This is a genomic window from Halorubrum ejinorense (assembly GCF_039522565.1).
Lineage (GTDB): Archaea > Halobacteriota > Halobacteria > Halobacteriales > Haloferacaceae > Halorubrum > Halorubrum ejinorense.
The window spans coordinates 322879-336485 of sequence record NZ_BAAADQ010000013.1; the positions used below are offsets into that span (position 1 = coordinate 322879).

Consider the following 13607-nt stretch of genomic DNA (forward strand, 5'->3'; position numbering starts at 1 on the left):
GCGGATGGCGCCTCGTTCCACGGAACCGGACGCGGCGGGAACGACGGACGCGGGGTCCGCGTCCTTCTCGACGGCCGACCGCGCCGCCGTCGAACCGCTCGCGGCGCTCGTCGCGGTTTCGGTCGTCGCTCTGGCGCTCGGACTATACGCCGGTGCGCTGGGCGACGCCGGACCCGACGAGTCCCGGGCCGACGCCGAGGCGGCGCTCGACCGCGCCGAGCGGGAGATGTCCGTCGGCGGCGTCGTCGAGCCGAGTCGCATGCGGGAGTTCGAGGCGCCGGGGACCGCGACCGCGGTCGAACTGGAAGCGGACGGCGAGCGGTGGCTGGCCGCGTCGAGTCCGAGGGCCCCGGGACCGCCGGCGGTCAGGTCGTCTGACGCGGTCGTGATCGCCGAAAGGCGGGTGACGGTCCGGGTGGCTCCCGGCCGGAACGTTCGAGGAACCCTCCGGGCGGTGGTGTGGAGATGACCAGCACCGTCCTCGACGTGACCGTGTTGTTGCTCTGCGTCTCCGCGGGCGTCGTCGTGCTCGGCGCGAGCGACGCCGGCGCACCAGACGGTCCGACCGCGACGGACGCCGCGGACCGGCTCGTCACCGAGACGGTGACCGTGACGTACCGCGACGGCGACGCGCCCAACGGAACGCGGCGCGTCCACGCGACCCGTGCCGAGTTGCTCGCGCTGCTCGTCGAGCGAGACGCCAACGGTGCGTTCGACGGCCGGGCCGTCGAAGCCGTCCGGGCGGGACTCGGCCCGCGGACGCGAGCGGACGCGACCGTGCGGGGAGACGACGAGGCCGACGGTGATACCGCCGCCGCTCCGGAACGGATAGCGAGCGCGTCGTCTCCGGTCCCGAGCGCCGGTGGGGCGGTCCCGGCGCGGGTGATCGGCGAACCGGATCGGTCGACCTCCACGACCGAGTCTCGGAAGCGAGTCGCCGTCGGTCCGAAACCGCCGCGGAACGCTGACGTCGCCGTCGCGGTCGTTCGACAGCCGATCCCGGGTCGATCCGTCGACGGGCCCGGCCGAGAGGGCGGGTCGGCGGGCGTCGTTCGGATCGTCGTTCGGAGGTGGTGAGCGTGGGGGATCGACGCCACGGTCGGTCCGGAGACGAACGGCGTACGCCGACGTTCGTCGTCGACGAGCGGGCGCGGGTACCCTTCGCGCTCATCGGCGTGCTGCTGTTGGTGACGAGTTCGGCGTACGCCGCGGGGATCGCCGAGCAGGGGCTCGTGGGCGAGGACCGGCGCGTCGAGCGCGCCGTCGAACGCGTGGAGACCGACGCGACCGCGGCGCTCAGGAGCGCGGCCCGCGAGGCCGCTCACGAGGCGGCGGCGCAGCCGGTAACGCGCGCGCCAAACGGGTCCGGGGCGGGAACCGAAGCGGTCCGCGAGGGGGCCGCCTTCGAGGACGCGTTCCGGATCCGGCTCGCGATCGCCGGTGCGGACGCGCTGGCTGCGGTCGAGAGCGACGTGGGCCGCGTGGAGGCGAACGCCTCGTTGCCGGCGGTCGCGTCGCCGGACGATCTCGTCGCCGCCCGCGAGCGAGTCCACGTCGAACCGGCCGCCAACGGCACCGCGACGCGAGTGACCTTCGAGGGCGTCACGACCACCGCGACCCGCGGCGGCCGAACGATCGTGAACCGGACGCGACCGCGGACCGTCACCGTCGCCGTGCCGACACTGGCCGCTCACGAGCGAACGGAGCGATTCGAAGCGCGACTCAACCGCGGGCCTGTCGAGGGGCCCGGACTCGGTCGGCAGGTCACCGCGAGCCTCTACGCGATGGCGTGGGCCCGCGGCTACGGCCAGTACGCCGGCGCGCCGGTGGAGAACGTCGTCGCGAACCGCCACGTGGAGCTCTCGACGAACGCCGGGATCGTCCGCGTCCAGCGGGACGTCTTCGGGACTAGCGACCCTGACGCGCGCGGCGGCGTCGCTCGCGCGACCGCTCAGACCGGCGTGACGGACCTGCTGTCGCCGACCGGCGTCCACGAGGGCTCCTGGACGGACGCCGTTCTCGGGGCGCCGACGCCGACGGAAAGCGGTGAGACGACGACGGACCGTGAGGCGGCGGCGAGCGAGGACGCGGCCTTCGACCCGTCTCTCGGGGGGGCAGACGAGACGGCGTCGGTCGCGGTCGGCCACGCCGCCGACCGCGCGGCGGTCAGCGTCCACGACAATTTAGAATCGATCGTACGCGAGAGCCACCGCGTCGAGGTGAGCGTACGGACGGCGACGACCCGCGTCGTCGACGGCGGCCCGCTGACGCCGGACCGTCCCCAGTCGGACCTCCCCGAGCCGTGGCGCCGGGTCGACGCCTCCCGGACGGAGCGCTTTCGCGTGGTCGGCGGGAGCGACCTTCGGACGGGAGTCGACGACGGGGTCGTCTCGGCCGGCGAGTCGGTGCCGTTCGGCGGCGCGAGCCGGGAGGTCGTCGTCGAGCGGTCCGCGACCGCGACGTGGGAGCGCCAGATCGTCGAGCGAGGACCGAACGGGACGGTTCGGAACGTCAGCGTCGACCGAGCCGTCACGAGCGACGAGACCACGGACCGGTACCGCGTCCGCGTGTCGCTGACCGGTCGGTACGCGCCGCGGTCGGAGGCGCCGGACAGGCCGACGGCGACGTTCGGTGCTGCGGCGGGCGGCGACGTGGAGGGGCCGAACCTCGCGGACACGCCGGCGGCCGCGAGGGAGAAACTGGGCGTCGAGACCGGCGACGATGTCGACCGACTCGCGCGCGACGCCGTCGAGGGCGGCGACGAAACGCGGTCTGCGGTCGTGTACGGCGCTCGGGCGGGGGCGGACCTCGACCGGGTCGCCGGCGATATTTCGTCGCTATCGGAGCGGGTTCGTGACATCGAGACCGAGGCGTCGATGACCGACGCCGCGGTCGGCGAGGCGAGCCCGTACCGTGACCTCGCGGCGACCGTACGCGACCGACGCACCGCGCTCCGCGACGCCCCGTCGAGGTACGAGAGCGCGGTCGACCGCGGTCGCGTCGCCGCCCGCGTCGCGTACCTCGACGCCGTGATAGCGGAGTTAGAGTCCGCCGCCGCGAAGCGGGAGTCGGCGGCGAACGGCCTGCTCGACAGAGTGAACGGCGCGTTCGACGGACCGCCCGTCGGCGAGGTGATCGCCAGCCGCGAGGCCGCCCGCGACTCGGGGACGTACGTCGTCGGAGAGGGCGGACCGGGCGGTGCGGTCACGTTTGCGCCGGAGGGGTCGCCCGGATACCTCCCGCGGACCGCGGTCGACGGCGAGCGGGTCGACGGCGTCGAGGGCACGACGACGCGGCCGCTCGTGACCCGGAACGTGAACTACGCGACGCTCCCGTACAGCGACGTCTCCGGCGGGATCGCAGACCGCCTCCTCGGAACCGACGACACGGTGCGCGTCGGCGTCGCCGGACGGTCACTGCTCGCGGCCGACGAGGCGCTCGCGGCGGCCGACGACGACGACCTGCGCGCGGACCGTCGCGCGCTCGCGGGACGGGTCGACGCCTCGCTGCGACGCCTCGACGACGCCTTAGCGGAGCGACTCGCCGGTCGAACAGAGCTCTCGCGTGAGCAGCGACGAGCCGCCTTGGAGCGCGCCGCGGCGGGCTACGACTCGCTCGGCGACAGGGCCGTGGCCGTCGGAGCCGGCGAGTACCCCGACCGAGTCGCGAGCGAGGCGGCGCGGGTGGGGTCGCTGTCGACGGCCGAGCGGATCGGGCTCGCGGCGGAGCTCCGCGTCGCGACGCGGAAGTCCGCGGGGCGAGACGCGGTCCGCGTGCCGGCCCGCTTCGTCGACGCGACGACGGCCGCGTCGCGGGCGATCCGCCGCGACGAAGTGGAGTCAGCGATCGAACGCCGGGCGCAGAAGGCGGTCGCGTCGGTCCCCGACGACCGAGTTCCGAAGCCGGTCCGAAGCGTCGGGGCGGGACTCCCGGTCGCGCCGGTCCCCGGATACTGGGTGGCGACGGTCAACGCGTGGAACGTCCAGGTGCGCGGGGAGTACCCGCGGTTCGCGCTCCGCGCGAACGTCGGCACGCCAGACCGCCCGTTCGAGTACGTCAGGTCGCCCGGCGAGGTCCGCGTCGACGCGGGCGGCGAGTCGGTCGTGTTGGGGGCCACGGAGCCGGTGGCGTTCGAGACGCGCACCGTCGTCGTCGTCGCCGTGCCCGCGGGGCCGCCGGGCGTCGGCGACGTCGACGGGACACGCGAGGAGACGTCCGGCGGCTGGCCGTGTCCCGGCCCGCTCACCGCGTCACCGGAGACCGCGGACGAGTGTACGGAGGCGTGAGACGCAGACGGGGGGTATCGACCGGAACGCGGCCGACCGCAGGCGTTTTGAGACGCGGCGACCGAGTGCGGGTATGTTCCACGAGGTCGTCGACGGCGACGGACCCGGACCCGCCGTCGACCCGGACGAGCCGACGGCGGCGAGCCTGCTCGCCGCCTTCGAGGCGATGGTGACGGAGGCAGCGTCGACGGTCGGCACCGATCGGTTGGTCGACGAGGTCGGACTGACCGAGGCGGACGCGGCCGCCGTCCGCGAGGGCGACATCGGCGGAGTGGCGCTCGCGGACGCCGCAGCCGTCCTCGCCGCGGCGGAGCCGGATCGCGGCGCCGACGCGATGGTCGCAGAGGTCCGTGACCACCTGCTGATGGGGATGGCGACCGCCGTCCTCGACGTCGACTCGCTCGCCGCGAAGATCGACGCCGACCTCACCGGACAGGAGGTCCAGCAGGCGCTGGAAGGGCGGACCGCGATGACGCTCGGCCAGCTCGCGGAGATCCTCGCGGTCATCGAGCGCCGGAAGCCATGAGGGTCGTCGTCGTCGGGTGCGGCTACGTCGGACTGGCGCTGGCGGCCCAGCTCGACGCCCGCGGCCACACGGTGACCGGCGTCCGTCGGTCCGACGACGGGCTCGACGCGGTCGACGCCGTCGGGGCGGACGTGGATGCCGTGCGCGCGGACGCGACCGATCCGGCGTCGCTGGAAGGACTGCCCGACGCGGACGCTGTCGTCTTCGCGGCCAGTTCCGGCGGGCGCGGCGCCGACGCGGCGCGAGCGGTGTACGTCGACGGGCTGGCGAACGTCGTCGACGAGTACGGGTCGCGGGCCTACTCGCCGGACCGGTTGGTGTACACCTCTTCGACGGGGGTGTACGGCGACCACGACGGCGACTGGGTCGACGAGGAGACGCCGCTCGACCCCACCACGGAGAAGACGGCGGTCCTCGCGGAGGCCGAACGGATCGCCGTCGAGCGCGCTTCCGAGGCCGGTATCGACGGGACGGTCGTCCGCTTCGCGGGACTGTACGGTCCGGAGCGGTACCGGCTGGAGCGGTACGTGGAGGGACCGGTGACGGCCGGCTACCTCAACATGGTCCACCGCGACGACGCCGCGGGGTCGATCCGACACCTGTTGGAGACGGACCGCGCACGGGACCGCGCCGTCCTCGTCGTCGACGACGAACCGGTCGACAAACACGCGTTCGCCGACTGGCTCGCCGACGCCTGCGGCGTGCCGCGCCCGGAGAAGCTGTCGAAGGACGAGCGGATCGCGGCCGGCGACCTCTCCGAGGCCGCGGAGCGCCGGATCCGGACGAGCAAGCGGTGTTCGAACGCGCTCCTCCGAGAGCTCGGCTACGAGTTCGTTCACCCGACGTTCCGGTCGGGGTACCGCGACGCGGTGCGCGCGTACCGGACCACGACGGAGTAGCGCGTTCCGGCGGGCCGGACGCCGGATCGTCGCCGGGTCACTCGATCGCAGTCGGTTCCGTCGCTTCCAGTCCGTCGGAACGGCAACGAAGCTTCATGTATCGGGAGCGACTGGCCACAACGCATGCGAGCGATGAGCGCGGCCGGCGACCGGTTCTCGCAGGCGGAAGCCATGGCCCGGCAGAACCCGGAGATCGCCGTCGGCGTGGCGCTCGTCCTGCTTATCGTCGTCGGAGTCGCCGTCGTCGTGTTCCGCGTTCGGCGGACGCCGGGCATCAGGTTCCGTCGGCTGTTGGCCGCCGAAGACGAGATCACGGTGCTGATGCATCCGAACCCCGACCCGGACGCGATGTCGGCCGCCGTCGGGGTGGCCTCCCTGGCCGACCAGGTGGACGTCGACGCGACCATCCAGTATCCGGGCCAGATCCGGCACCAGGAGAACCGGGCGTTCCGAACCGTCCTGGACCTTGAACTGGAGCCGATAGAGCACGTGAGCGACCTCGCGGCCGAGTCGGTCGTCTTGGTCGATCACAACGAGCCCCGGGGGTTCGCCGGCGCCGACGGCGTGCTGCCGATGGCCGTCGTCGACCACCATCCCGGAGACGGCGCCGGCGAGGCGTTCACCGACGTGCGGACGGACTACGGGGCGAGCGCCTCGGTCGTCGCGGAGTACTTCCAGGACAACGACGCGGTGCCGGTCCCGCCGGACAAGCACGCGAGCGAGACGGGCAGCGACCTGACGCTGTCGACCGACACGGCGACGGGGCTGCTGTACGGGATCTTGGCCGACACGAAACACCTCACCGTCGGGGCCAGCGAACCGGACTTCGCGGCGGCGGCGTACCTCTACCCCGGCGTCGACCAGGACCGGCTCGACCGGATCGCGAACCCCGCGGTCGACGCGGAGGTGCTGGAGGTGAAGGCCCGAGCGATTGCGGGACGACGCGTCGAGGGGTCGTTCGCGGTCGCGGACGTGGGCGGCGTGAACAACGTCGACGCCATCCCGCAGGCGGCGGACGAGCTGATACAGCTGGAGGGCGTCAGCGCGGTCGTGGTGATCGGCGAGCGGGAGGGAACGGTCCACCTCTCGGGGCGGTCGCGAGACGACCGCGTTCACATGGGCAACGCCATCGGGGCGGTACTGGACGACGTCGACAGCGGGAACGGCGGCGGTCACTCCCGGATGGGCGGCGGGACGATCGAACCGGCGATCGACCCCACCGGAGAAGCGGGGTCGGAGACCGTCGACCGCGACGCCCTCGCCGACGGACTGTTCCGGGCGATGGCCGGCGACGTGTGACCGGATCGGGATCGGCGGCTTCCGGTCCGACCGGCGGTTCGAGGGTGGCCGTCGCGAGCGAGCGGGCGGATTTAACTTCGCGGCTCGCGGTGGGTGTGGTATGAGCATCGACATCGCGGTCGACGACGGCTGGCGGGCGCTGATCGGCGTGGGCGTCGGCTACGGGATCGCGGTCGGGCTGGTGTTCCTGTTGTTCTTCATCGTCCCGTACCTCGCCGTCGCGACGCTGTAGGCGAGCGGCTCGACTGCGAGGCAAAGGCGAGTGACGAGCGCGCTGAAGGGATCGAGAAAGCGAGCGCGCTGAAGGGATCGAGAAAGCGAGCGCGGAGAAACGAGTGACCCGGTGACGGGAGCGGGACCGGCTCCGATCAGGCGAACGCCAGCGAGTCGTCGACGTTGGTCTCGTCGTCCTTCCGGAGCTTCTCGTTGGCTTCGAGGAAGTCGGTGAGCGTGATCTCCGTGCGGTCGTCGCGGATGGCGAACATCCCGGCCTCCGTACACATCGCCTTGATGTCGGCGCCGGAGGCGTCGGGCGTCAGCTCGGCCAGCTCGGTGAAGTCGATCCCGTCTGCGAGGTTCATGTTCCGAGTGTGGATCTGGAAGATGATCTCGCGGCCGTCGGTGTTCGGCTTCGGCACCTCGATGAGGCGGTCGAACCGGCCGGGACGCAAGATCGCGGGGTCGAGCATGTCGAAGCGGTTGGTCGCGGCGATGATCCGGACCTCGCCGCGCTCGTCGAAGCCGTCCATCTCGGAGAGCAGCTGCATCATCGTGCGCTGGACCTCGGCGTCGCCGGAGGTCTTCGAGTCCGTGCGCTTCGAGGCGATCGCGTCGATCTCGTCGATGAAGAGGACCGCGGGCTGGTTCTCGCGGGCGACCTCGAAGAGGTCGCGGACGAGCTTCGCGCCCTCGCCGATGAACTTGTGAACCAGCTCGGAGCCGGCCATCTTGATGAACGTCGCGTCCGTCTCGTTGGCGACCGCCTTCGCCAGCATCGTCTTGCCGGTGCCGGGCGGGCCGTACAGCAGGACGCCGCTCGGGGGCTGGATGCCGACGTCCTCGAACATGTCGGGGTGTTCCAGCGGCATCTCGACGGTCTCGCGGACCTCCTGCATCTGGTCTTCGAGCCCGCCGATGTCGGCGTAGGTGACGTCGGGCGAGTGTTCGACCTGCATCACGCGGGCCCGGACGTCGGTCTCCTTCTCCAGCTTCTTGACCACGGACAGCGAGTTGTTGACCGCGACGCGGTCGTCGGGGTCGAGCTTCTCGCGCATCTCATCGGTGACCTCGGTGAGCGCCTCCTGGTTGTTGCCGTGCTGTTTGATCACGGCGCCGTCGGGCGTTATCTCTTGGACCGTCGCCACGAACAGCGGGGACTGCTTCAGCTTCTTGTTCTCGTGGGTGAGCCGCTCCAGCTTCTGCTGGTACTTGTTGTTCTCCGCGTTGGCGTCGAGGAGTTTGTCGCGCATCTCCTCGTTTTGCGACTCGAGAACGTCGAGACGCTCCTGTAAGGAGTCGATTTTTTCCTGTTTCGACGCCGCACCCTCGTCGTAAGGCATGTCGACGTCGTCGACCGTATCGCTCATTGTGTCTCTTAAAGCGTCTCGCGGATAAGAGGTTTCGGGTGGGGGCACGACGCGGCGTGTTTCGCCGGCATCGGCGCCCGACGGCGGCGGAGCGTTCCCCGACCGGGCGTCGCCGTCGTCCGATAGTTTATTCTTGAGAGTAATGAAAGTGGATAGTAAATATTATCATACAGCATCCCAATGATCGAGACACGCATGAGTACGACCGACGCCGTTACCGCCGAAGACGGGACTGCGGATCGCTGGGCGGCCGTTCGCGACCTTCCCCCGAGCGCGAAGCTCGTCGCGAAAGTGTTAGACTACAACGACACGCTCACGCAGAGCGAACTGGCCGAAGAGACCCTTCTCCCGCCGCGGACCGTACGGTACGCGCTCTCGCGGCTCGAAGACGAGGGCGTCGTCGACTCCCGGTTCTCTTTCACCGACGCTCGCAAGCGCCTGTACTCGCTGGGCGTCTGAGCGGCCGAGCGCCGCGCGACCGGTCCGGCCGGCGACCGTTTTTATCCGATATCGCGCGAGTCGACCCGTGGTCTCGACTACCGCCGTCAAGCGCGCGCTTGCCGCGCTCGCGACGCGCACCGACACCGCGAGACGACCGTACGTCGCCGTGATCGACGAGGCGGACGCCGCGCGCGGCGACCTGCGGCGCGCGGCCGGATTCGCCGACGCGGTCGGACTCGACCGACTTGCGGAGGCGGTCGACGCCGCGGACCGCGCGGGCGACGAGACGACCGCAGAACGGGGATGCGAGGCGCTCACCGCGTACCGCCGGTTCCGACGGGTCGCGGCCGGCGACACCGTCGAGAACGGCGGTGGCGGCGATCCGGGCCCAGACCCTGACGGCGTCGCGGACCACTTCCGCTCCGGCCCCGGAATCCATAAGCCCGACACCGGCCAAGACGCGGACAGATGACACGGGTGATCCACACCGGCGACACCCACATCGGGTACTCGCAGTACCAGTCGCCGGTCAGGCGACAGGACTTCCTCGACGCGTTCGAGGCCGTTGTCGACGACGCGGTCGACGAGGGCGTCGACGCCGTCGTCCACGCGGGCGACCTCTTCCACGACCGCCGGCCCGACCTCCGCGACCTGATGGGAACCATCTCGGTCCTCCGGCGACTCGACGACGCGGGCATCCCGTTCCTCGCGGTCGTCGGCAACCACGAGTCGACCCGAGACGGACAGTGGCTCGACCTCTTCGAGCGACTCGGGCTGGCGACCCGACTCGGCGACGAGCCGGTCGTCGCGGGCGACACGGCCTTCTACGGCCTCGATCACGTCCCGGTGTCGCGCCGCGACGACCTCGACTACGCCTTCGCCGACCACGGCGCCAGGCACGCGGCGCTCGTCGCGCACGGCCTCTTCGAGCCGTTCGGCTACGCCGACTGGGACACGGAGACGGTGCTGGCCGAGAGCGACGTCGACTTCGACGCCATGCTGCTCGGCGACAACCACACGCCGGACACCGCCACGGTCGCCGACACGTGGGTCACGTACCCGGGCTCCACCGAACGCGCGAGCGCGAGCGAACGCGACGGCCGCGGCTACAACGTCGTCGTCTTCGACGCCGACGCGGCGGGCGGCGACGACCGGGTGGAGATCCGGCGCCGCGCGCTCAACACGCGTCCGTTCGTCTTCGTGTCCGTCGAACTGCGCGAGGGCGAAGGCGAGTCGCGGGTTCGCGAGCGCGTACGCGAGTACGACCTCGCGGACGCCGTGGTTCACGTCGAGGTCACCGGCGAGGGCGAGCCGGTGACGCCGGCCGCAGTCGAGGAGTTCGCGACCGACGAGGGGGCGCTCATCGCCCGCGTCGCGGACCGGCGCGAGGTCGAGGCCGACGGCGAGGTGGACGTGAGCTTCGCCGACCCCGAGGACGCGGTCCGCGACCGACTCGACGAGATGTCGCTCTCGACCGCTACGCGCGACGTCGAACGCGCCGTCCGCTCGGAGGCGATCCCCGACACCAACGTCCGCGAGACCGTGAAACGCCGGGTCGAGGAGCGACTCGACGAGGACGAGGACCTCGGCGCGTTCGATCCGGTCAGTCCGGACGCAGCCGACGAAGCCGTCGACGACGGTGACGCCGGGAACGACCTCGACGGTGACGCCGGGAACGACCTCGACGGTGACGCCGGGAACGACCTCGACGGCGGCGAGGTCGACGGCGGTGATGAAAGCGGAGGTGAGGAGGTCAACGCCGACGACGGCGAGGTCGACAGCGGAGGTGAGGACGCCGAGGAGTCGCCCGCCGAGGAGGCCGCGGACGCCGGGTCGGCGTCGACGGACGGGCAGGTTTCCATGGAGGACTACCTGTGAAATTCGACCGCGTGCGGCTCACGAACTTCAAACCGTACGGCGACGCGGACCTGCGACTGACCGAGGGGGTAACTGTCATCCACGGGCTCAACGGCAGCGGGAAGTCGTCGCTGCTCGAGGCCTGTTTCTTCGCGCTGTACGGGTCGAAGGCGCTGGACGGGACCCTCGAAGACGTGATCACGAACGGCGAAGCGGAGACCGAGGTCGAGTTGTGGTTCACCCACGCCGGGACCTCCTACCGCGTCGAGCGACGGCTCAAGTCCTACGACGGACGGATCGACCACAAGTGTACGCTCGAATCGACCGACGGGAGCGACGTGACTCGCGACGGCGCGCGGGCGGTCAGAGAGTTCGTCAGCGAACTCCTGCGGATGGACGCGGAGGCGTTCGTCAACTGCGCGTACGTCCGGCAGGGCGAGGTGAACAAGCTGATCAACGCGACGCCCCGTGAACGACAGGACACGATCGACGACCTGCTCCAACTGGGCAAACTGGAGGAGTACCGCGAGCGCGCCGGCGACGCCAGGCTCGGCGTCGAGGACGTTCTGGAGAACCGGCGGGGTCGGCTCGACCAGCTCGACGAGCAGATCGCCGCGAAGGAGGACCGCGACCTCCACGAGCGACTCAACGAGCTCGAGAGCGAACTCGGCGAGGTCACGGAGGAGATCGACCGGTACGAGACGCAGCGCGAACAGGCGAAGGAGACCCGTGAGGCCGCCGCGGAGACGCTGTCGGCTCACGCCGAGAAGCGCGAGGAGCTGGAGGCGGTGGAGGCGGCGATCGAGGAGATCGAAGCGGCGATCCGGTCGGCCGAACGCGAGCGCGACGACCATCGCGACGCGATCCGCGAGACCCGCGAGCGGATCGCGGAGATCGAGTCAGCGATCGACGAGCGGCTCGACGACGCCGGGCTCGACGCGGCGACCGACGAGGCCGTCGCCGAGCGCCGGTCGGAGCTCGACGACCGCGAGGCCGCGGTCCGCGAGGAGCTCGACGACGAGCGGGTGAACGCCGAGGCGCTCCGCAATCAGGCGACGAACCTCGCCGGGAAGGCCGACGACCGCACCGAGCGCGCCGGAGAGATCGAGGCCGAAGCCGAGGAGGCGGCGACGGCGGCGGAGGCGGCGGCGGAGGAGGTCGCCGAGCGCGAGTCGTCGATCCAGGAGCTCCGCGAGGAGGCGGAGAGCCTGCGCGAGCGGTTCGAGGCCGCCGACGCGGACGTCGACCGCGACGGCGTGGCCGACGAGCGCGACGCGCTGCGCGAGCGGCGCGGCGAGGTCCGCGAACGGATCGCGGAGCTGTCGACGGAGCTGAAGAACGCCCGCGAGCGCGTCGAGGAGGCCGAGGAGCTGCTCGCGGCGGGGAAGTGTCCCGAGTGCGGGCAGCCCGTCGAGGACTCGCCGCACGCGAGCGGGATCGACGAGGACCGCGAGCGTGTCGCCGAGTTGGAGTCGGAGCTGAACGAGACTCGGGAGCGCGAGGCGAGTCTCGACGACGGGATCGACGAACTCGACGACCTCGCGGCCGCCGCGGACCGGCTCGACGAGATCGACGAGACGGTCGAGATGCTCGAAGAGCGGGTCGCGGAGAAGCGGGCCGAGGCGGAGCGCGAGCGGGACGCCGAGGCGGAGAAGCGCGAGCGCGCCGAGGCGCTGCGCGAGGAGGCCGAGGAGACCCGCGAGGTCGCCGCGGAGAAACGCGGACAGGCCGAGACGGCCGCGGAGCGTGTGACGGAACTCGAGGCGGAACTGGCGGCGGTCGACGACGCCCGAGAGGCGGTGACGGCCGTCGAAGAGCGGCAGTCGGCGATCGCCGACGCGGAAGACGAGATCGAGCGGCGGCGGGAGAAACGCGAGAGCCTCGCGGAGGTGAACGACGAGCGGCGCGATCGGCTCGCCGACAAGCGCGACCGCCGCGACGAGCTCGCGGAAGCGGTCGACGAGGAGGCGGTCGAGGACGCGAAGGGACGAAAATCGGACGCCGAGGAGTACCTCGAAAAGGTCGCCGAAGAGCTCGACCGGCTCGAGGAGCGACGGACCGAGCTCCAGAACGCGATCGGCGGCGTGAAAGCCGATCTCGCGGAGCTCGCGGAGCGCCGCGAGGAGCGTGAGGCGCTCGGAGAGCGGGTGGACGCGCTCGAAACGCTCCACGACGAGACGAGCGAACTGGAGTCGATGTACGCCGACCTGCGCGCGGAGCTCCGCCAGCGCAACGTCACCGAGCTCGAACGCACCCTCAACGAGACGTTCGAACTCGTCTACGGTAACGACGCCTACTCGCACATCGAGCTCGACGGCGAGTACGTCCTCACCGTCTACCAGAAGGACGGCGAACCGCTCGACCCGGAGCAGCTATCAGGCGGCGAGCGCGCCCTGTTCAACCTCTCGCTCCGGTGTGCGATCTACCGGCTGCTCTCGGAGGGGATCGAGGGGGCCGCGCCGACGCCGCCGCTCATCCTGGACGAACCGACCGTGTTCCTCGATTCCGGCCACGTCTCGCGGCTGGTGCGCCTCGTCGAGGAGATGCGCGGTTTCGGGGTGCGTCAGATTATCATCGTGAGCCACGACGACGAACTGGTCGGCGCCGCCGACGAACTGGTCACCGTCGAGAAGGACCCCCGCTCGAACCGCTCGACCGTGCGCCGCGAGGACGCGGCGGAGCTCGGCGTCGCGTCGCTCGCCGACGACTGAGC

Annotated in this window: 12 protein-coding genes; 11 read left to right on the plus strand and 1 reads right to left on the minus strand. The window is 71.3% G+C overall.

The features are described 5' to 3' along the window. Positions 1-4 precede the first annotated feature (4 nt). The 7 genes from ABDZ89_RS12345 to ABDZ89_RS12375 all read left to right on the plus strand — a co-directional run bounded on the left by ABDZ89_RS12345 (position 5) and on the right by ABDZ89_RS12375 (position 7242). Positions 5-469 (plus strand): DUF7285 family protein, encoded by a 465-nt coding sequence (locus ABDZ89_RS12345; RefSeq protein ID WP_343779497.1) that lies wholly within the window; start codon positions 5-7, stop codon positions 467-469. Beyond that, entirely contained in the window at positions 466-1077 is a 612-nt protein-coding gene (locus ABDZ89_RS12350) for a DUF7284 family protein (protein ID WP_371152757.1), read from the plus strand. Before ABDZ89_RS12345 ends, ABDZ89_RS12350 begins: the two co-directional genes overlap by 4 nt. Then, positions 1071-4286, plus strand: coding sequence for a DUF7286 family protein (locus ABDZ89_RS12355; RefSeq protein WP_343779502.1), 3216 nt, complete (start codon positions 1071-1073; stop codon positions 4284-4286). Before ABDZ89_RS12350 ends, ABDZ89_RS12355 begins: the two co-directional genes overlap by 7 nt. A gap of 73 nt (positions 4287-4359) precedes the next feature. Then, positions 4360-4812 (plus strand): DUF5791 family protein, encoded by a 453-nt coding sequence (locus ABDZ89_RS12360; RefSeq protein WP_343779505.1) that lies wholly within the window; start codon positions 4360-4362, stop codon positions 4810-4812. Then, the gene (locus ABDZ89_RS12365) at positions 4809-5711 is read left to right on the plus strand and encodes an NAD-dependent epimerase/dehydratase family protein (protein WP_343779508.1); all 903 of its coding nucleotides are present in this window, start codon (positions 4809-4811) and stop codon (positions 5709-5711) included. The genes ABDZ89_RS12360 and ABDZ89_RS12365 overlap by 4 nt, the downstream gene beginning before the upstream one ends. A gap of 123 nt (positions 5712-5834) precedes the next feature. Further along, positions 5835-7010 (plus strand): DHH family phosphoesterase, encoded by a 1176-nt coding sequence (locus tag ABDZ89_RS12370; protein WP_343779511.1) that lies wholly within the window; start codon positions 5835-5837, stop codon positions 7008-7010. A gap of 100 nt (positions 7011-7110) precedes the next feature. Continuing rightward, complete coding sequence (locus ABDZ89_RS12375; protein WP_343779514.1) at positions 7111-7242, plus strand: hypothetical protein; 132 nt, start codon at positions 7111-7113, stop codon at positions 7240-7242. 136 nt (positions 7243-7378) lie between these two features. Here the strand turns inward: ABDZ89_RS12375 and pan1 are convergent, their stop codons facing one another. Then, positions 7379-8596: a proteasome-activating nucleotidase Pan1 gene (gene pan1, locus ABDZ89_RS12380; RefSeq protein ID WP_343779517.1), complete on the minus strand. Its 1218-nt coding sequence runs from the start codon at positions 8594-8596 to the stop codon at positions 7379-7381. A gap of 195 nt (positions 8597-8791) precedes the next feature. On the opposite strand from pan1, the gene ABDZ89_RS12385 reads away from it, so the two are divergent. The 4 genes from ABDZ89_RS12385 (at position 8792) to rad50 (ending at position 13605) form a co-directional block, all read left to right on the plus strand. Next, positions 8792-9055 (plus strand): helix-turn-helix domain-containing protein, encoded by a 264-nt coding sequence (locus ABDZ89_RS12385; protein ID WP_343779520.1) that lies wholly within the window; start codon positions 8792-8794, stop codon positions 9053-9055. Positions 9056-9122: 67 nt separating this feature from the next. Beyond that, positions 9123-9509, plus strand: coding sequence for a DUF7966 family protein (locus tag ABDZ89_RS12390; RefSeq protein WP_343779523.1), 387 nt, complete (start codon positions 9123-9125; stop codon positions 9507-9509). Continuing rightward, on the plus strand, positions 9506-10915 hold the full coding sequence (mre11, locus tag ABDZ89_RS12395) for a DNA double-strand break repair protein Mre11 (RefSeq protein WP_343779526.1): 1410 nt from the start codon (positions 9506-9508) through the stop codon (positions 10913-10915). The genes ABDZ89_RS12390 and mre11 overlap by 4 nt, the downstream gene beginning before the upstream one ends. Then, on the plus strand, positions 10912-13605 hold the full coding sequence (gene rad50 / locus ABDZ89_RS12400; RefSeq protein WP_343779528.1) for a DNA double-strand break repair ATPase Rad50: 2694 nt from the start codon (positions 10912-10914) through the stop codon (positions 13603-13605). The genes mre11 and rad50 overlap by 4 nt, the downstream gene beginning before the upstream one ends. The last annotated feature ends 2 nt before the right edge of the window (positions 13606-13607 follow it).